This window comes from Acidovorax bellezanensis, from assembly GCF_025421555.1.
GTDB classification, from domain to species: domain Bacteria; phylum Pseudomonadota; class Gammaproteobacteria; order Burkholderiales; family Burkholderiaceae_C; genus Comamonas; species Comamonas bellezanensis.
In genome coordinates this window covers 53,727-72,983 of the sequence record NZ_JAODYH010000001.1, presented here as the reverse complement: position 1 = coordinate 72,983, position 19,257 = coordinate 53,727, and the positions used below count along the sequence as shown (strand labels likewise).

The window sequence follows — 19,257 nt, the reverse complement described above, 5'->3', positions numbered from 1 at the left end:
TGTTTGATGTGTCTCTCAGGAGAAGAGGATGATGAATATCGGTCAAGCCGCCAAGGTTTCTGGTGTCTCGGCGAAGATGATTCGCTACTACGAACAAATGGGTCTGATTCCGCCGGCCCATCGTTCCGAGGCCGGCTACCGCCATTACGCTGCGTCGGACGTGCACAGCCTGCGCTATATCCGCCGCGCACGCGATCTGGGCTTTTCGATCGAGCAGATCTCGGAGCTGCTGGTCCTGTGGCGCAACTGTGGGCGCGCGAGCGCCGACGTCAAGGCGATGGCGCTTTCCCATGTCGCCGGGCTGAAGGCGAAGATCGCCGAGTTGCAGACGATGGCGCACACGCTGGAGCGCCTGGCCGATCACTGCCACGGCAATGACCGCCCGGACTGCCCGATCATCGCGGGTTTGGCGGAGCCGGCGGCCACCGCGCCGCCAGCGTCCCACAAGGCGCCGCGGTTCGGCATCGACACGCCTGCCTCATCGCGCCACCGCGCCGCCATCGCGGCCCATGCCTGAACAGGCGAGGCAAAAAATTCTCGGAAAAGTGTTTGACCTTGCCACGTTGTCAAAGCCGACAGTAGTGGTTCCCACCAACTCACCCGGAGATCAAGATGCATCGTTTCTACATTCCCAACATGACCTGCGGCGGCTGCGCCAAGTCCGTCACCAAGGCGCTGCTGAGCGTCGACCCGCAAGCCGGTATCGAGACCGACGCGCCTGGACGCCAGGTGCGGGTCGAAAGTGCCATGGACGAAAGCGCTTTTCTCGCGGCACTGAGCGCGGCCGGTTACCCGGACAAGCAGTGACCCGCCACGGCGTTTGAGCGCCAGCCATTTCAGTCCAAGCCACCGCAAGGTGGCTTTTTCATTTTTGCCGCTGCGAGGGGCGCCTTTTATTCAGTGGGCCCGTAGTGCACACGGGTACACTGCAAGACACAGGGGGCCGTGACGGCGCTCCCGCACATATTTTGGTTTCAATAGCTGTCCGTGCAAACGGATATGGCGGCGGAGGATTGTTTCATGCATGACGGCAATGAGTTGAAGGACGCGACAGGATTGGTGGTGCGCAAGCGCCGCAAGGGCATTTACATCCTGCCCAACCTGTTCACATTGGCGGCCTTGTTCGGTGGTTTCTACGCCATCGTGATGGCCATGAACGGCCGTTTCGAACTGGCCGCCGTGGGCGTGTTCTGCGCCATGGTGCTCGACAGCCTGGACGGCCGCGTGGCGCGCATGACCAACACCCAGAGCGCGTTTGGCGAGCAGATGGATTCGCTGTCGGACATGGTGTCGTTTGGCGTGGCGCCAGCGCTGATTGCCTATGAGTGGGCGCTCAAGGGCCTGGGCCGCTGGGGCTGGATCGCGGCCTTTGTCTACTGCTCCTGCGCGGCACTGCGCCTGGCACGTTTCAATGTCAACACCGCCGTGGTCGACAAGCGCTACTTCCAGGGCCTGCCGTCGCCTGCCGCGGCTGCATTGGTGGCCGGTTTCATCTGGCTGCTCAGCGACTCGGGTCTGCAGCGCGGTGCCGATGGCTGGCTGACCTGGACCCAGCTGACCTGGACCATGTTTGCGTTGACGCTGTACGCGGGCCTGACCATGGTCACCAATGTGCCGTTCTACAGCTTCAAGGATGTGCACATGAAAAAGAGCGTGCCGTTCGCGGCCATCGTGTTGATCGCGCTGGGCATTGCCGTGATCAACATCCACGCGCCCACGGTGTTGTTTGGCGTGTTCGTGCTCTACGGTTTCAGCGGCTATGCGGTCTACGCCTGGCGCAAGGCCAAGGGCCAGCAGGTCAGCGTCATCAGCACGTCCAAGGACGAGCCTGAAGAAATCGGCCTGCACAAATAACAAACAGCTTGCTGTCTGTCAGAAAAATTGTGCTAAAGTGATCCACATGCAAAACCTGTCGCTAGCCCTACTAACCATGTCCCCCGGGCAGATCTAGTAGCGCGCGCGCATTCCCCCTACTTCACGGCCCGTAGCTCCAGCGACGGGCCGTTTTGTTTTGTGTGGTCGCTGGGCACTCCAACCTTTTCCCTATCTCCGAAAGAGCCAAAATGTTGCAAAACCCCGCCAGCAAATACCGTGCATTTCCCCCTGTCCGCCTCGTTGACCGCACCTGGCCCGACGCGGTGATCAGCCAGCCTCCGGTGTGGTGCAGCGTGGACCTGCGGGACGGCAACCAGGCCCTGATCGAGCCCATGGACATTGCGCGCAAGATGCGCATGTTCGAACAGTTGGTGGCCATTGGCTTCAAGGAGATCGAAGTCGGTTTCCCCTCGGCTTCGCAAGTCGAATTCGATTTCATGCGCAAGCTCATCGAGGAAAACCGCATTCCCGACGATGTGACCGTGCAGGTCCTGACCCAGGCGCGTGAGCCGCTGGTGCGCCGCACGTTCGAAGCCCTGGCCGGCGTGCCCCGGGCCATCGTCCACCTCTACAACGCCACCGCGCCGGTGATGCGCCAGGTGGTGTTGAACATGAGCGAAGACGAGATCGTCGAACTTGCCTGCAGCAACGCCCAGCTGTTCAAGGACATTGCCGCCGATTACCCGGAAACGGACTGGACTTTCCAGTACTCGCCCGAAATGTATTCGGACACCGAGCTGGCTTTTTCCAAGCGCGTCATCGATGCCGTCACCGCCGTCTGGCAGCCCACGCCCGAGAAGAAGTGCATCATCAACTTGCCGACCACGGTGGAGCACTCGACGCCCAATCTGTTTGCCGACATGGTCGAGTGGACCCACCGCCACATCGAGCGCCGCGACTCCATCGTGCTCTCGGTCCATCCGCACAATGACCGCGGCACGGGTACGGCCACGGCCGAACTCGCGTTGATGGCCGGTGCCGACCGCCTCGAAGGCTGTTTGTTCGGCAACGGCGAGCGCACGGGCAACCTCGACGTGGTGAACGTGGCACTCAATATGTACATTCAGGGCGTGCACCCTGGCCTGGATTTCTCGCAGATCGACGACATCCGCGCCACGGTCGAGTACTGCAACCAGCTGCCCGTGCACCCGCGCCATCCCTATGTTGGCGACCTGGTCTACACCTCGTTCTCGGGCTCGCACCAGGATGCGATCAAGAAAGCGTTTTCCGCGCGCCAGGAAGGCGATATCTGGGACATGCCTTATTTGCCCATCGATCCCAAGGACCTGGGTCGCAGCTACGAAGCCGTGATCCGCGTCAACAGCCAGTCGGGCAAGGGCGGCATCGCTTATTTGCTCGAAAGCGAATACGGCCTGCAATTGCCCCGCCGTCTGCAAATCGAGTTCAGCCAGGTCGTGCAGCGTGAAATGGACGCCAGCGGCAAGGAACTCACGGCCCTGGATTTGTGGAACCTGTTCCAGCGCGAGTACGGCATCGACAGCGCGCGCACGCCCCAGTACCGCCTCAGCGGCGCGAGCGGCACCGTGGCCATCAGCGGCGAGTTTTGCGTTGACGGCGAAATGCGCAGCCTGAGCGGCGAAGGCACGGGCCCCATCGATGCGTTTGTCGGTGCACTGGCCGAAGCCTCGGGCCGCAGCATCCGCGTGCTGGACTATGCAGAACATGCCGTGAGCGCCGGCGCCAACGCCCAGGCCGCGGCCTACGTGGAGCTGCGTGTGGACGACACCCATGTGGTGTATGGCGTGGGCATGGACGCGAACATCGTCTCGGCGTCGATCAGCGCCATCGTCTCGGGACTGGCGCGCGCACCGCGCACCCAGATGGAAGCGGTGGCTGCGGTCTGAAGCCTGGGCCCGGGTGACCGGGCCGACGCAGGGCGCGCTGCGCCATGCGCCTTGCGCTACAGTGTTGTCGGATTCCATTGGATGTTTTTGGGGGTATGACCATGGCAGATCAACTCATCATTTTCGACACCACCTTGCGCGACGGCGAACAATCGCCTGGCGCCTCCATGACGCGTGACGAGAAGCTGCGCATCGCGCGCCAGCTCGAGCGTCTGAGGGTGGATGTGATCGAGGCTGGTTTTGCGGCCAGCTCCAATGGCGACTTCGAGGCGGTGCAAGCCATTGCCCGGGCCGTCAAGGACTCCACCATTTGCTCGCTGGCCCGGGCCAACGACCGGGACATCGCGCGTTCGGCCGAAGCGCTCAAGGATGCCAACCGCGGGCGCATCCACACCTTCATCGCCACCAGTGCCTTGCACATGGAGAAGAAGCTGCGCATGACGCCTGAGCAGGTGCTTGAGCAGGCGGTCCAGTCGGTGCGCTTTGCGCGCAACCTGATTGACGACATCGAATTCAGTCCCGAAGACGGCTACCGCAGCGATCCCGACTTTCTGTGCCGGGTGATCGAAGCCGTGATCGCCGAAGGTGCAACCACCATCAATGTGCCCGATACCGTGGGCTATGCGATTCCCGAGCTGTACGGGAATTTCATCAAGAACCTGCGCGAGCGCGTTCCCAACAGCGACAAGGCGGTCTGGTCGGTGCATTGCCACAACGACCTGGGCATGGCCGTGGCCAACTCCCTGGCCGGCGTGATGATTGGCGGGGCACGCCAGGTGGAGTGCACCATCAACGGCCTGGGCGAGCGTGCGGGCAACTGCTCGCTGGAAGAGGTGGTGATGGCCGTGAAAACGCGGCGCGACTACTTCGGCCTGGATGTGAACATCGCCACCGAGCACATTCTCGCGGCCAGCCGCATGGTCAGCCAGACCACGGGCTTCGTGGTCCAGCCGAACAAGGCCGTGGTCGGCGCGAATGCGTTTGCCCATGCTTCAGGCATTCACCAGGATGGCGTGCTCAAGGCGCGCGATACCTACGAGATCATGCGCGCCGAAGACGTGGGCTGGACGGCCAACAAGATCGTGCTGGGCAAGCTCAGCGGCCGCAATGCGTTCAAGCAGCGGCTGCAGGATCTGGCTGTGGAGCTCGACAGCGAAGCTGCCGTGAACGAGGCATTTGCGCGCTTCAAGGAGCTGGCCGACCGCAAGAGCGAGATTTTTGACGAGGATATTCTGGCCCTGGTCAGCGAGCAGGGCACGCACGGCCACCTCGATTCCTTTGTTTTTGTGTCACTGGCGCAACACAGCGAGACCGGCGAGCGCCCGCATGCGCATGTGGTGTTCAGCCGCGATGGCGTGGAGATCAAGGCCGAATCCGACGGCAATGGGCCGGTGGATGCGTCCTTCAAGGCCATCGAGTCGCAAGTGCAAAGCGGCGCCGAAATGGTGCTGTATTCGGTCAATGCCATCAGTGGCTCGACCGAAAGCCAGGGTGAGGTCACCGTGCGCCTGCAGCGCAGTGGCCGGGTGGTGAATGGCGTGGGCGCCGACCCTGACATCGTGGTGGCATCGGCCAAGGCATATTTGAGCGCTTTGAACAAATTGCATAGCACAGGCGAGGTGGTGGTAGCGCAAGGCTGACGGCGGGATCTATAATCTCGCTCACATTCTCGTAAAAGTCGTGCAACTTGTTGCTGTTGTGCGACTTTTTCGATTCGGCTTTGCCGCTTTTTACCTTTTGCTGCTTGGAGCATTTGAATGCACCACCGCCACCGCACCGTGATTGCTCGTCTCCTCCAGGCTTCGGCCGTTCTGGCATTGAGCTGGACGCTGGCCATTCCCGCCGCTTCCGCCGTGGAAAAGAAAGTGCCGAAGAAGCAGCAGGCCAGCAGTGCCAGCAAGCCTGTTCGGGCCAGCAAGGTGGTCAAGGGCAAGGAGTCGGCGCGTCAGAAGGTCGTGGTCTCCAGGGCAAAGTCTTCCGCAGCCGGTCCGCGTCGCATGGTGGCGAGCAGCGCCAAGGCACCTATCCGCACCGTGGCCTATGTGCCTGCGCGCCAGTCCTTCGGCCAGCTCGCCGGACTGCACGATGTCAGCGACCCGCTCGATCTGAAATCCAGCGTGGCCCTGGTGATCGATCAGGACACGCATGAAGTCCTGCTGAGCAAGAACGACCACGCCGTCCTGCCCATTGCTTCGCTGACCAAGCTCATGACCGGGCTGATCATCTCGCAGGCCCGCCTGCCCATGGACGAAATCCTGACCATCACGCAAGACGATGTGGACACGGAAAAAGGCAGCAGCTCGCGCTTGCGCGTGGGCGCCACGCTGTCGCGCGGCGACATGCTGCACCTGGCGCTGATGTCTAGCGAAAACCGCGCGGCCCATGCGCTGGGTCGTACCTATCCGGGCGGTCTGACAGCCTTTGTGCAGCAGATGAACGTCAAGGCCAAGCTGCTGGGCATGGTCGACACCAAGTATGTAGAGCCCACGGGCCTGTCCAGCCGCAACCAGTCCAGCGCGCGTGACCTGGCCGTGCTGGTCAACGTGGCCCATGGCGATCCGCTGGTGCGCGAGTTGAGCACTTCCCCGGCCTACGAAGTGGCCCAGGGTCCGCGCACGCTGCAGTACAACACCACCAACCGCCTGGTGAAGAACCCCGCCTGGGAAATCGGCCTGCAGAAGACCGGCTACATTTCCGAGGCCGGCCAGTGCCTGGTGATGCAGGCCGAAGTCGCGGGCCGCAAGCTGATCATGGTGTTCCTGGATTCCGCCGGCAAGTTCAGCCGCATCGCGGACGCCGAGCGCGTACGCCATTGGGTGGAGAACCAGCAAGGCATGACGCTGGCCGCCAACCACAAGATCAAGGGCTGACCCGCAGCTCCATGACAAACGGCCCCGCAAGGGGCCGTTGGTTTTTGTGGGGCGCTTAGTTCCCGGTGCTGCTTTCGGGCATGCCTTCCGTCGTGCGCCAGCCAGCAAAGCCCAGCGACATGGAAATCTCCGCCGCCGTGGACTGCAGCCGCGGCAGCCAGCCATCGTCAATGCGGTCGGCTGGCGCGGAAATCGACAGCCCGGCCACCAGCTTGCCCTGGTCGTCATAAATGCCCGCGGCAATGCAGCGCACGCCCAGTTCCAGCTCTTCGTTGTCCCGCGCAATGCCGTACTGGCGCGTCTTGGTCAGCTCCTGCTCGAGCGCGGCTAACTGGGTGATGGAGTTGTGCGTATTGCCTGCCAGGCCGGTGCGCGTGGCATAGGCGCGCACGCGCTGCGGATCGTCCGCGGCCAGGAACAGCTTGCCCGTGGACGTCAGGTGCAGCGGGGCATGGCCGCCAATGGCCCGCACCACCTGCATGCCCGAGCGTTCGCTGTAAGTGCGCTCCACGTAGACGATTTCATCGCCCTGGCGCACGCTCAGGTTCACGGGCTGCTGGATCTGCTTGTGCAGCTGGCGCATGGGTAGCAGGGCGGCCTCACGCACATTCAGCCGTGCCTTGACCAGGTTGCCCAGCTCGAGCAGGCGCATGCCCAGGCGGTAGCTGCCCGACTCGGGGCGGTCGACATAGCGGCCTATGGTCAGGTCGTTGAGGATGCGGTGGGCCGTCGACGGGTGCAAGCCGGTTTTCTCGCTGATCTCCTTGAGTGACACTGCATCCTCGCGCGATGCCAGCACGTTGATGAGGGTGAACATGCGTTCGATGACTTGGACGCTGGGGGAGGTTGGAGTGCCGGGATCGTTCGTTTTCATAATGCGGGAGCAGGGCGGCAATGCGCCGATTCTAGCGCCTGGCTGCAGCCGTGCTGCCGGATCGCCGCAGGAGTTTCACTCACCCTGGGGCTGACGGGGGCGTGCAACGCGGTCTATGCGCTGCCAGGTCTCGTCGATGCGCACTTCGTGGGGCAGGAAATGCGACTTGTAAGCCATCTTGGCGCTGTTCTCTATCCAGTAGCCCAGATAGACATAGGGCAGGCCCATGGTGCGCGCCTGGTCGATCTGCCACAGCACATTGAAGGTGCCGTAGCTGGCGTGCGCCTCGGGCTCGTAGAAGGTATAGACCGCCGACAGCCCGTCTTCGAGCACGTCGAGAATCGACACCATCTTCAGCGCGCCCGGTCCCTGCTCGGTATCGGGCTCGCGAAACTCCACCAGCCGGGAGTTGACGCGGCTTTGCAGCAGGAACTGGGTGTACTGGTCGATGCGGTCTTCGTCCATGCCGCCGCCGCTGTGGCGCTGGCGCTGGTAACGCAGGTAAAGCTGGTAGTGCTCGTCGCTGAACGCCAGCCGGCGGATGGAGACCTGCAGGCCCTGGTGCTGGGCTGCGGCCCGGCGCTGGCTGCGGTCGGGGCGGAAAGCGCTGGTCAGCACGCGCAGTGGAATGCAGGCCCGGCAGCCGTCGCAGTGCGGGCGGTAGGTGAACATGCCGCTGCGCCTGAAACCCAGGGCGACCAGCTCGGAGTAGGCCGCGTTCTGGATCAGGTGGCTGGGAGTGGCCACCTGTGAGCGCGCCATGCGCCCGACAACATAGCTGCAGGGGTAGGCGGCGGTGGCATAAAACTGCAGTGCCTGAAGAGGGAGATCGTTGAGTTGCGTCATGCGGGGCTCGGCGTAAACACGTTCTCAGGGAAACAGCTTGCTCCAGTATACGGTCTCGAAGCGCCAGTCCATGCGCGGGCGCCGGCGCTGCTGTTGCACTTGCGCAAGGAACTGCTGGCGCGGCATTTCCTGGGCGCCCAGCGACGCCAGGTGGCGCGTGGCTTGCTGGCAATCGATTTGCGGCGCGCCGTGCTGGCGGCACAGTGCGACCAGCGCCGCGAGCGCAATCTTTGACGCGTCATTGGCGTGGGCGAACATGGACTCGCCGAACACCGCGTGGCCCAGCGCCACGCAATACAGGCCGCCGACGAGCTGGCCGTCGACCCAGGTCTCGACGCTGTGGGCGTCGCCCTGGCGGTGCAGTTCGCAATAGGCCTGGACTATGCTATCCACGATCCAGGTGCCGTCCTGCCCGTCGCGCGGCGTCTGGGCGCAGTGGCGTATCACGGTCTCGAATTGGCTGTCGATGCGAATCTCGCAACCTGGCGTGTCGCGAAAGCGCTGCAGCGTCTTGCGCAGCGAGCGGTGCAGTCTGAAGGCCTCCGTCTGCAGCACCATGCGCGGGTCGGGGGACCACCAGAGAATCGGCTGGCCGGCGCTGAACCAGGGAAAGATTCCCTGGCTGTAGGCGTGGCGCAGGTGCTCGGTATCCAATTGCCCGCCCGCGGCCAGCAGGCCGGGAATGGGATCGCTTTCGCCCCAGGTCTGCTCAACGCCGGGAAAAGGGTCGTGGGGGGCAAGCCAGGTGAGGGGGGCGGACATGGAAGAAAGGTCGTGCGGGAGTGTGGATACCCAAGGGGTAGGGACTATCCTACAGGCGATGGTGCTTTGTGGAGACACTGACGGGGTCGGTCAGACTGTAATTTACTTCTATCTTCAGGCGTTGCAAGTGCATCCATCATGAAGAGGCCGTGAAGGAGGACCAACCATGTTTTTCAGCAGGATTTGGGGTGGAAGCTTGACGGAACCTCGTTATATCCGCCGCACGCGGGTCTACCTGCAGGAGGCGCGCATGGCCATGCTGGAGCACACGATCGCTGCGGAGTACTACCAGTCCTCGGCGGAAATGTATGCCACGCGTGCGCACCGCCTGGAGCAGGAGCTGCATGAATGGGAAGAACATGCCTTGCGCATGCGCAGCGCCGCCAAGGGGCTGCCGTCAGCCAGGATGGAGCAGCCGGCCCCGGTGGTGGCTGCGCCGTCGGTGGTGCGGGCGGCGTGAATTGACGCCCCCCTGAGCGGCTTCGCCGCTTCCCCCGAGGGGGGCGACACCATCGCTGCGGGGCGGCCCTTGCTCGGTGTCCCCTTGCTCGGTGTCCCCTTGCTGGGGCGCGCCCGTTGCGTGGGGTCTGTTGCTGCATGGGCGCACCGGCTGTGAGAACGAAAAAAAGCCAAGCAGTTCAGAAAACTGCTTGGCTTGATTTGGCTCCTCAACCTGGGCTCGAACCAGGGACCTACGGATTAACAGTCCGGCGCTCTACCAACTGAGCTATTGAGGAATACGTTTTGGAGCCCTGTACAATTGCAGGGCAATAATTTTGGCTCCTCAACCTGGGCTCGAACCAGGGACCTACGGATTAACAGTCCGGCGCTCTACCAACTGAGCTATTGAGGAATATTGGTACACACATGCCTTGTGCGATTGCAAGGCATTTAAATTCTTGGCTCCTCAACCTGGGCTCGAACCAGGGACCTACGGATTAACAGTCCGGCGCTCTACCAACTGAGCTATTGAGGAAGAAGACTTGAATTATAGGATGAAAATTTGGGCCTTCGGAGAAGACGGCCAATTTTTGCTGTTTTTTCTTGTCTGTCTGGATGTGGAGCCCGTTGTCCATGGTGCTCGCACCACCCGTAACCCTTGAAACTGGCGCAGCCCAGCTCAGGGGCAGCGAGGAAGGGCCGCCCCGCACCGAGGCTGCCGTCCCTAGCCGGGCGCCCCCCTCCACCGCAGGTTGAGAGGGGGAAGCGGGGGCCGGCCATCCGGCGTAGCGGCTCAGGGGGTGCTCTATTTCACGGCTCCGGGCGCCGCCACAACCAGGCCAGCACGCAGGCCATGCTGGTCAGCGAGAACCAGCGCACCCAGGACGGTACGGGCGCCCAGCAGACCAGGACGGCGCCCAGGGCCATGGTGGCCGCGGCGCTCCATTTGGCACGGCGGCTGACCCGGCCGCCGGCGGCCCAGTCGCGCAGCATGGGGCCGAACAGCCGGTGTTGCCATAGCATGCGGTGCATTCGCTCGGAACTGCGGGCCGCGGCCCATCCCGCCAGCAGGATGAATACCGTGGTCGGCATGCCGGGAATGAACACGCCGGCGATGCCCAGCGCCAGGCACAGCCAGGCTAGCGCCTGCAGCAGCCAGCGCAGGGGCCGCGAAGGCAGCATTTGCAGCGGTGGCGTGGGGGCGGGCACGGGAGTCTCGGGCATGGCCTATTGTGCCGCGCGGGCGTAGACCCTCGGACATTGCACGCGTTATGCTTTGGCCCATGGGGCGCCCGTCCGCAGGCGGTGTTCGCGCGTCGGACCTGTGGCGCCTGTAGGGGATTGAGATGACTGTTCGCACGATTTTGAAAATGGGAGACCCGCGCCTGCTGCGCGTGGCCCAGCCGGTGACGGCTTTTGACACCGACGCCTTGCACCTGCTGGTGACCGATTTGCTCGACACCATGGTCGCGGCCAATGGCGCGGGCCTGGCCGCGCCGCAGATAGGCGAAGACCTGCAGTTGGTGATCTTCGGCTCGGGCGCGCCCAACCCGCGCTACCCCGATGCGCCCGTGGTGCCGCGCACGGTGCTGATCAACCCGCGGATCACGCCTGTGGGCGAAGCCTTGGAGAACGACTGGGAAGGCTGCCTGTCGGTGCCCGGCATGCGCGGCATGGTGCCGCGCTGGCAGCAGATCCGTTACACCGGCTTCGACCAGTACGGCGACCCCATAGACCGCACGGTCGAGGGCTTCCATGCCCGTGTGGTGCAGCATGAATGCGACCATGTCTGGGGCAAGCTGTACCCGATGCGCATGACGGATTTCTCGCAGTTCGGGTTTACGGACGTGCTGTTTCCGGGCATCAGTGCCGCGGAAGAGGATTGAGGCCGGCGGGCTGCGCGCCCTGAAACGCCCGGCCCGCCTCGAATAGCGACAACAGCTCGCTAGAACGACAACGCCGTGATCAGCTCCGTCTCGATCGCAATCTGCCTGGCGTTGTGCTGTAGTTCCGCGCCTTCGATCAGGAAGGTGTCTTCGACGCGCTCGCCCAGGGTGCTGACCTTGGCCAGTTGCACGCTCAGGTGGTGGCGGGCGAGCAGGCGGGCGACGACGTAGAGCAGGCCGGCGCGGTCGATGGCGGAAATGCTCAGCAGCCAGTGCTGGGCTTTTTCGTCGGGGCGCAGGGTCACGCGCGGCACCATGGGGAAGCTCTTGACCCGGCGCGAGACGCGCCGCTGGGCGGGCTCGGGCAGGGGGCCGCCGCGCTCTATGGTCAGCACCAGTTCGTTTTCCACCAGGTTCATCAGTTCGCGGTAGCGCTCCTGCATGGCCGGGGCGACGATCTGGAAAGTATCCAGCGCATAGCCGTTGCGCGCGGTGTGCACGCGGGCGTCGAGAATGCTGAAGCCCGCGCGGTCGAAATAGCTGCAGATGCGGGCAAACAGGTCGGCCTGGTCGCGCGCATAGACCAGCACCTGCAGGCCTTCGCCGGCCAGCGACTTGCGCGCCCGCACGATGGGCTGGGCGGCGCCCACGTTGCGCGACAGGTGGCGCGTGTGCCAGGCGATGTCGGCGGCTTCATGGCGCATGAAGTAGCTGACGTCCAGCGTGTCCCAGAGCTTTTTCTGCGACTCGAAAGGCTGGGCCGACAAGGCCAGCTGCACCAGGGCTTCGCGCTTGCGGGCCTCGATTTCGGCTGCGGCGTCGGGCGCGCGCCCGCCGAGCACGCGCAGCGTGGCGCGGTACAGGTCTTCGAGCAGCTTGCCTTTCCAGGCGTTCCAGACCTTGGGGCTGGTGCCGCGGATATCGGCCACCGTCAGCAGGTACAGCGCGGTGAGTCGGCGTTCGTTGCCGACCCGTTGGGCGAAGGTCGCGATCACGTCCGGGTCGGACAGGTCTTGTTTTTGCGCCACCTGGCTCATGGTCAGGTGCTCGCGCACCAGGAACTCGACCAGCGCCGAGTCGGCCTTGTCGACGCCGTGGGCGCGGCAAAAGCGCTTGACTTCGACGGCGCCTATGACCGAGTGGTCGCCGCCCCGGCCCTTGCCTATGTCATGGAACAGCGCGGCCAGGTACAGCAGCCAGGGCTTGTCCCAGCCGCCGGCGAGCTGCGAGCACATGGGGTATTCATGCGCATGCTCGGCCATGAAGAAGCGGCGCATATTGCGCAGCACCATCAGGATGTGCTGGTCGACGGTGTAGACGTGGAACAGGTCGTGCTGCATCTGGCCGACGCAGCGGCGAAACGGCCAGAGGTAGCGTCCGAGCACCGAAGTCTGGTTCATCAGCCGCATGGCATGGGTGATGCCGCTGGGCTGCTGCAGGATCTTCAGGAAGGTGGCGCGGTTGACCGGATCGTGGCGAAAGCCGCTGTCCATCAGGTCGCGTGCATGGTAGAGCGCGCGCAGCGTGCGCGCCGACAGGTCGGTGAGGCCGACATGGGTTTCGTAGACCAGGAAAGTCTCGAGGATGGCGTGCGGGTGGCGCTCGTAGAGGTCGTCGCTGGCCACTTCGATCATGCCGGCCTTGTCGAAGAAGCGTTCGTTCAGCGGCGTGAGTTCGTGGGCGCTGGGGTTGACGCGCTCTTCGATGTTCAGGCGCAGGATGTGGCACAGCTGGGAGACCGCCTTGGCGGCCCAGTAGTACTGGCGCATCAGGATTTCGCTGGCGCGCATGGCCAGATGCGGCCCTTCCAGGGATGTGGACTGGAAGCCGAAGCTTTCGGCCACGGCGGTTTGCAGGTCGAACACCAGCCGGTCTTCATGCCGGCCGGCGATGGCGTGCAGCCGCGCGCGGATCAGGCTCAGCAGGGCTTCGTTGGCTTCGAGCTGTTGTGCTTCCAGGTCGGTGGCCAGGCCGTTCGTGGCCAGTTCGCGCCAGCTGCTGCCCAGGCCCGCGGCGCGCGCCAGCCACATGATGTATTGCAGGTCGCGCAGGCCGCCGGGCGATTCCTTGCAGTTGGGTTCGAGTGCGTAGGGCGTGTTTTCGTACTTGGTGTGGCGCTGGCGCAGCTCCAGCGTCTTGGCGACCATGAAGGCGCGCGGCTCCATCTGCGCGCGGTACTGGGCGCTGAATTCCTCGAACAGCGCGGCGCTGCCGGCGACGCGGCGCGCTTCGAGCAGTGCCGTCTGCACCGTGACGTCCCGCGCCGATTCCTGCAGGCATTCGGCCGTGGTGCGCACGCTGGAGCCGATTTCCAGGCCTGCGTCCCAGCAACTGCCGATGAACTTTTCGAGTTGGCTGGCCAGGGGGCTGCCCGGGCTGGCGCTGGCGTCCTGGGGCAGCAGCACCAGCACGTCGACATCGGAGGCGGGGAACAGCTGGGCCCGTCCATAGCCGCCGACAGCCAGCAGGGCCGCATCGGCGGGCAGGCGGGCCTGCTCCCACAGCGTGCACAGCAAACGATCAGCGAGCGCACTCAATTGGTGCAACGCGCTGCGGATGTTGCGCTTGGTGGTGGCGGGCGTGAGAAGCGCGGCCACCAGCGCCGCTTTGTCGCGGCGGTAGGTGTCACGCAAGGCGTGCAAAGGAGTCATGTGGGTGGCAGTGAAGTGAAGAAACCCGCAGTAATCCTAGCAAGAAGCGTGCGCGCGCCGTCTGGGCGGCGCGCAGGCTGGCGCTCAGCAGCTGGTGGTGGTCACAAAGCCGGGCAGCGCAGGAGAGCCGGCCGACAAGGTCATCACTTCGTAGCCGGTAGGCGTCACGACGATGGTGTGCTCCCATTGGGCCGACAGGCTGTGGTCCTTGGTGACGATGGTCCAGCCGTCCTTGCCCAGTTCCTTGATGTCGCGCTTGCCCAGGTTGAGCATGGGCTCGATGGTGAAGACCATGCCTTCCTCGAGCACGGTGCTCGTGCCGGGCTTGCCGTAATGCAGGATTTGCGGCTCTTCGTGGAACTTCTTGCCAATGCCGTGGCCGCAGAACTCGCGCACCACCGACAGGCCGTGGCCTTCGGCAAAGGACTGGATCGCATGGCCGATGTCGCCCAGCGTGTTGCCGGGCTTGACCTGCTGGATGCCCAGCCACATGGATTCGAAGGTCAGCTGCGACAGGCGCTTGGCGGCGATCGAGCACTCGCCGATCATGTACATGCGCGAGTTGTCGCCGTACCAGCCGTCGGTGGTGATCACGGTCACGTCCACGTTGACGATGTCGCCTTTTTTCAGCGGCTTGTCGTTGGGAATGCCATGGCAGACCACATGGTTGACCGAGGTGCACAGGTGGCCGGGGTAGGGCGGGTAGCCGGGGGGCTGGTAGCCGATGGTGGCGGAAACCGTGCCTTGCTGGGCCATGCATTCGGCACCCAGGCGGTCGATCTCGGCGGTGGTGATGCCGGGCTTGATGTGGGGGGCAATATAGTCCAGCACTTCGGAAGCCAGACGGCAGGCGACGCGCATGCCGGCGATGTCTTCGGCGGTTTTGATGGTGATGCTCATGTGGTAATTATCCCATTGCACTTCTGAGCCTGCTGGTATCAGGGCTGCGCGCCGGCCTGGTCCCCGGTAAAATGCCGGCCATCGCCCAGCACCCACTCGGGTGCATCGCCTCAACGCCTCATATTCCCGACAGGCCGCCACGTGACTTTGCATTTGACCCAGCTGGAGGGCGGCAACGCCCTGAGCTCTTTCCGCGCCCAACAACTGCTCACCGCCCTGGAGGCAATCCACCCCAAGATTGTCGGTGTGGCTGCGCGCTTCGTGCATCTGGTGGCCACGGCCGCTGCGCCCGACGCGGCCGGCCACAGCCGCCTGGCGGCGCTGCTGACCTATGGCGAGCCCTATGCCGGCCCCAGCGACGGTCTGGCCGTGGTGGTCACGCCTCGCCTGGGCACGATTTCGCCCTGGGCTTCCAAGGCCACCGACATTGCGCGCAACTGCGGCCTGGTGATCCAGCGCGTGGAGCGCATCACCGAATACCGCATCCAGCTCAAGACCGGCCTGCTGGGCGGCACTCCCGAACTCACGTCCGAGCAACTGGCCCAGGTCGCTGCGCTGCTGCATGACCGCATGACCGAGTCGGTGGTGGCTTCGCGCGGCGACGCCGGCCAGCTGTTCATGGAACTGCAGGCCCAGCCCATGGCCTTCGTCGACGTGCTCGGCGGCGGCGCCGCGGCGCTGCTCGCGGCCGACAAGGCCTGGGGCCTGGCCCTGGCCGAAGACGAAATCGACTATCTGGTCACGGCCTTCCAGGGCCTCAAGCGCAATCCCACGGACGTGGAATTGATGATGTTCGCCCAGGCCAATTCCGAACATTGCCGCCACAAGATCTTCAACGCCAGCTTCACCATTGACGGTGTGGCCCAGGAGAAGTCGCTGTTCGGCATGATCCGCAACACCCACCAGGTGTCGCCCCAGCACACCGTGGTCGCGTATTCGGACAATGCCTCGATCATGGAAGGCCATGAAGTCGAGCGCTTCGTCGCGCGCCTGGATGCGGGCGCGGACAATGCGCCCAGCTATGTGAAGCAGGCCGCGACCCACCATGTGCTGATGAAGGTCGAGACGCACAACCACCCGACGGCGATTTCGCCTTTCCCCGGCGCCTCCACGGGCAACGGCGGTGAAATCCGCGACGAAGGCGCGACCGGCCGCGGCTCCAAGCCCAAGGCCGGCCTGAGCGGCTTCACCGTCTCCAAGCTCTGGGGCAGCACCATCGGCAAGCCCGAGCACATCGCCAGCCCGCTGCAGATCATGACCGAAGGCCCCCTGGGTGGCGCGGCCTTCAACAACGAGTTCGGTCGTCCCAACCTGGCCGGCTATTTCCGCGAGTACGAGCAGGAAGTCGGCGGCGTGGTGCGCGGCTACCACAAGCCCATCATGATCGCCGGCGGCCTGGGCGTGATCGACAAGGACCAGACCAAGAAAATCGAATTCCCCGCGGGTTCGCTGCTGATCCAGCTCGGCGGCCCCGGCATGCGCATCGGCATGGGCGGCAGCGCGGCCAGCTCCATGGCCACGGGCACCAACGCCGCCGAACTCGACTTCGACTCGGTGCAGCGCGGCAACCCTGAAATCGAGCGCCGGGCCCAGGAAGTGATCAACCACTGCTGGCAGCAGGGCGAGAACAACCCCATCCTGGCGATCCACGACGTGGGCGCGGGCGGTCTGTCCAACGCATTCCCCGAGCTGACCAACGACGCGGGCCGCGGCGCACGCTTCGACCTGCGCGCCGTGAACCTCGAAGAGTCGGGCATGTCGCCCAAGGAAATCTGGTCCAACGAAAGCCAGGAACGCTATGTGCTGGCGATTGCCCCGCAATCGCTGGCCCAGTTCACCGCTTTCTGCGAACGCGAGCGCTGCCCGTTTGCCGTGATCGGCACGGCCACCGAAGAGCGCCAACTGGTGCTCGAAGACACGGCGGCGACGGCAGACGACCAGAAATTCCCGGTCGACATGCCCATGAACGTGTTGCTGGGCAAGCCGCCCAAGGTGCACAAGGATGTCACCACCTTGACGCGCGAGCTGCCCGCCATGGACTTGACCGGCGTGGCGCTGGAGTCCGCCGTGATCGACGTGCTGGCCCACCCCACGGTGGCGTCCAAGCGCTTTCTGATCACCATCGGCGATCGCGCCGTGGGTGGCCTGACCCACCGCGACCAGATGGTCGGCCCCTGGCAAGTGCCCGTGGCCGACGTGGCCGTGACCCTGGCCGACTACCGCGGCTTTGCCGGTGAAGCCATGGCCATGGGCGAGCGCACGCCGCTGGCGGCGATCAACGCCCCGGCTTCGGGCCGCATGGCCGTAGCCGAAGCCATCACCAATCTGCTGGCCGCACCCATCGAACTGCCGCGCGTGAAGATGTCGGCCAACTGGATGGCCGCCTGTGGCGAGCCCGGCGAAGACGCCGCGCTGTACGCCACCGTCAAGGCCGTGGGCATGGAACTGTGCCCGGCGCTGGACATCTCCATTCCCGTGGGCAAGGACTCGCTGTCCATGCGCACCCAGTGGCAGGAAAACGGCGTGACCAAGAAAGTCACTTCGCCCGTGAGCCTGATCATCACCGGCTTTGCCTCGATCGATGACGTGCGCACCACGCTCACGCCCCAGCTCGACGCGATGGAAGAAGACAGCACGCTGGTGCTGATCGACCTGGGCCGCGGCAAGATGCGCATGGGCGGCTCCATCCTGGGCCAGGTGCTGAATCAAAGCGGCAACGAAACGCCGGATCTGGACGACGCGCAAGACCTGGTGCAACTGGTCAAGGCCGTCAACGCGCTGCGCGCGCAAGGCCAGATCCTGGCCTACCACGACAAGGGCGACGGCGGCCTGCTGGCCACGGCGGCCGAAATGGCCTTCGCCGGCCATGTGGGCGTGGCGCTGAACGTGGACATGCTGGTGCTCGAAGGCGACGGCATTTCCGACAGCCGCATGGACAGCGGCGATAGCAAGAACTGGGCGCAGCAGGTCAGCGGCCGGCGCGAAGAGCTCACGCTCAAGGCGCTGTTCAATGAAGAAATCGGTGTCGTTCTGCAGGTCAAGACTTCCGAGCGCAATGCCGTGATGCAGACCCTGCGCGAACACGGCCTGGCCCAGTGCAGCCATTTCGTCGGCAAGACCCGTCCGCTGTCGAGCACCATCGACGCCGGCAAGGGCCAGCTGCAAGTCTGGCGCGACGCCAAGTCCGTGTTCAGCGCGTCGCTCAGCGACCTGCACCAGGTCTGGGATGCGGTCAGCTGGAAGATCGCGCAGCAGCGCGACAACCCGGTTTGCGCCGATGCCGAACACGCCGCCGCGGGCGAGCCCACCGACCCGGGCATGCACCTGTCGCTGTCGTTCGACGCCCAGGACAATGTCGCCGCGCCGTTCCTGAACCTGTCCAAGCCGCGTGTGGCCGTGCTGCGCGAGCAGGGCGTGAACTCGCATGTGGAAATGGCCTACGCCTTCACGGAAGCCGGCTTCGATGCGGTGGATGTGCACATGACCGACTTGCAGACCGGCCGTGCCAAGCTGCAGGACTTCGCGGGCGTGGTCGCCTGCGGCGGTTTCAGCTACGGCGACACCCTGGGTGCGGGCATCGGCTGGGCGCGTTCCATCACGTTCAACGACCGCCTGTCGCAGGAATTCCAGCAGTTCTTCGGCCGTGCCGACACGTTCGGTTTGGGTGTCTGCAACGGCTGCCAGATGTTCGCCGAACTGGCCGAGATCATTCCCGGTGCCCAGGACTGGCCGCGCTTCACACAGAACCAGAGCAACCGCTTCGAAGCGCGTCTGTCCATGGTTGAAGTGCTGGAGTCGCCCAGCCTGTTCTTGCAAGGCATGGCCGGCAGCCGCCTGCCCATCGCCGTGGCCCATGGCGAAGGCTTTGCCAACTTCAGCGAACGCGGCAACGCGGCCCAGGCGCTGGCCGCCATGCGCTTCGTCGACAACCACGGTCAGCCCACCGAGCAGTACCCGTTCAACCCGAACGGCAGCGCGGGCGGCCTCACGGCAGTGACCACGGCCGACGGCCGCTTCACGGCCATGATGCCCCACCCCGAGCGCGTGTTCCGCAACGTGCAGATGAGCTGGACCACGGGCGACAAGAGCGAACTGAGCCCCTGGATGCGCGTCTGGCGCAACGCGCGCAAGTGGGTCGGGTGATCTGACCTGCGCCAGGTGACCACGGTCGCCTGGAACAACAAAAAACGGGCCTGCGGGCCCGTTTTTTTATGGACAGTTGTCAGGCTTTGTTGCGGGGTGTTCCTGAAAGTACTTGCGTATCAAAACACGAATCATTATCATTCG

At 64.4% G+C, this 19,257-nt stretch carries 15 protein-coding genes and 3 tRNA genes; 9 read left to right on the top strand and 9 right to left on the bottom strand.

Annotated features, from left to right (window positions below; translation table 11 throughout):
* Positions 1–31 precede the first annotated feature (31 nt).
* The 6 genes from cueR to pbpG all read left to right on the top strand — a co-directional run bounded on the left by cueR (position 32) and on the right by pbpG (position 6,610).
* Complete coding sequence (gene cueR / locus N0K08_RS00320; RefSeq protein WP_261498457.1) at positions 32–517, top strand: Cu(I)-responsive transcriptional regulator; 486 nt, start codon at positions 32–34, stop codon at positions 515–517.
* 95 nt (positions 518–612) lie between these two features.
* Positions 613–807 carry a heavy-metal-associated domain-containing protein gene (locus N0K08_RS00315; RefSeq protein ID WP_261498004.1) on the top strand — a complete coding sequence of 65 codons (195 nt, stop codon included), beginning with the start codon at positions 613–615 and terminating at the stop codon, positions 805–807.
* 213 nt (positions 808–1,020) lie between these two features.
* Positions 1,021–1,854, top strand: coding sequence for a CDP-diacylglycerol--serine O-phosphatidyltransferase (gene pssA / locus N0K08_RS00310; RefSeq protein WP_261498003.1), 834 nt, complete (start codon positions 1,021–1,023; stop codon positions 1,852–1,854).
* Between the two features lie 209 nt (positions 1,855–2,063).
* Positions 2,064–3,740, top strand: coding sequence for a 2-isopropylmalate synthase (leuA, locus tag N0K08_RS00305; protein ID WP_261498002.1), 1,677 nt, complete (start codon positions 2,064–2,066; stop codon positions 3,738–3,740).
* 101 nt (positions 3,741–3,841) lie between these two features.
* On the top strand, positions 3,842–5,380 hold the full coding sequence (locus tag N0K08_RS00300; RefSeq protein ID WP_261498001.1) for a 2-isopropylmalate synthase: 1,539 nt from the start codon (positions 3,842–3,844) through the stop codon (positions 5,378–5,380).
* Positions 5,381–5,497: 117 nt separating this feature from the next.
* Entirely contained in the window at positions 5,498–6,610 is a 1,113-nt protein-coding gene (pbpG, locus tag N0K08_RS00295) for a D-alanyl-D-alanine endopeptidase (RefSeq protein WP_261498000.1), read from the top strand.
* 55 nt (positions 6,611–6,665) lie between these two features.
* Here the strand turns inward: pbpG and N0K08_RS00290 are convergent, their stop codons facing one another.
* The 3 genes from N0K08_RS00290 to aat form a co-directional block, all read right to left on the bottom strand.
* The gene (locus N0K08_RS00290) at positions 6,666–7,484 is read right to left on the bottom strand and encodes an IclR family transcriptional regulator (protein ID WP_261497999.1); all 819 of its coding nucleotides are present in this window, start codon (positions 7,482–7,484) and stop codon (positions 6,666–6,668) included.
* A 75-nt stretch (positions 7,485–7,559) separates the two neighbouring features.
* Positions 7,560–8,330: an arginyltransferase gene (locus N0K08_RS00285; protein WP_261497998.1), complete on the bottom strand. Its 771-nt coding sequence runs from the start codon at positions 8,328–8,330 to the stop codon at positions 7,560–7,562.
* A 24-nt stretch (positions 8,331–8,354) separates the two neighbouring features.
* Complete coding sequence (gene aat / locus N0K08_RS00280) at positions 8,355–9,092, bottom strand: leucyl/phenylalanyl-tRNA--protein transferase (RefSeq protein WP_261497997.1); 738 nt, start codon at positions 9,090–9,092, stop codon at positions 8,355–8,357.
* Between the two features lie 196 nt (positions 9,093–9,288).
* Here aat and N0K08_RS00275 point away from each other — a divergent pair, with 196 nt between their 5' ends.
* Positions 9,289–9,552 carry a hypothetical protein gene (locus N0K08_RS00275; RefSeq protein ID WP_261497996.1) on the top strand — a complete coding sequence of 88 codons (264 nt, stop codon included), beginning with the start codon at positions 9,289–9,291 and terminating at the stop codon, positions 9,550–9,552.
* Between the two features lie 201 nt (positions 9,553–9,753).
* Here the strand turns inward: N0K08_RS00275 and N0K08_RS00270 are convergent.
* The 4 genes from N0K08_RS00270 to N0K08_RS00255 form a co-directional block, all read right to left on the bottom strand.
* Positions 9,754–9,829: transfer RNA gene (locus N0K08_RS00270), tRNA-Asn, on the bottom strand.
* Positions 9,830–9,869: 40 nt separating this feature from the next.
* Positions 9,870–9,945 (bottom strand) — tRNA-Asn (locus tag N0K08_RS00265).
* Between the two features lie 47 nt (positions 9,946–9,992).
* Positions 9,993–10,068: transfer RNA gene (locus tag N0K08_RS00260), tRNA-Asn, on the bottom strand.
* 275 nt (positions 10,069–10,343) lie between these two features.
* Positions 10,344–10,757 (bottom strand): YbaN family protein, encoded by a 414-nt coding sequence (locus N0K08_RS00255; protein WP_261497995.1) that lies wholly within the window; start codon positions 10,755–10,757, stop codon positions 10,344–10,346.
* Between the two features lie 122 nt (positions 10,758–10,879).
* Here N0K08_RS00255 and def point away from each other — a divergent pair, with 122 nt between their 5' ends.
* The gene (gene def / locus N0K08_RS00250) at positions 10,880–11,419 is read left to right on the top strand and encodes a peptide deformylase (RefSeq protein ID WP_261497994.1); all 540 of its coding nucleotides are present in this window, start codon (positions 10,880–10,882) and stop codon (positions 11,417–11,419) included.
* Positions 11,420–11,478: 59 nt separating this feature from the next.
* Here the strand turns inward: def and N0K08_RS00245 are convergent, their stop codons facing one another.
* Both N0K08_RS00245 and map read right to left on the bottom strand, forming a co-directional pair.
* Positions 11,479–14,070: a [protein-PII] uridylyltransferase gene (locus N0K08_RS00245; protein WP_261497993.1), complete on the bottom strand. Its 2,592-nt coding sequence runs from the start codon at positions 14,068–14,070 to the stop codon at positions 11,479–11,481.
* Positions 14,071–14,154: 84 nt separating this feature from the next.
* Positions 14,155–14,970 (bottom strand): type I methionyl aminopeptidase, encoded by an 816-nt coding sequence (map, locus tag N0K08_RS00240; RefSeq protein WP_261497992.1) that lies wholly within the window; start codon positions 14,968–14,970, stop codon positions 14,155–14,157.
* Positions 14,971–15,111: 141 nt separating this feature from the next.
* Between map and purL the strand changes: the two genes are divergently transcribed.
* Positions 15,112–19,113 (top strand): phosphoribosylformylglycinamidine synthase, encoded by a 4,002-nt coding sequence (gene purL / locus N0K08_RS00235; RefSeq protein ID WP_261497991.1) that lies wholly within the window; start codon positions 15,112–15,114, stop codon positions 19,111–19,113.
* Positions 19,114–19,257: the final 144 nt, after the last annotated feature.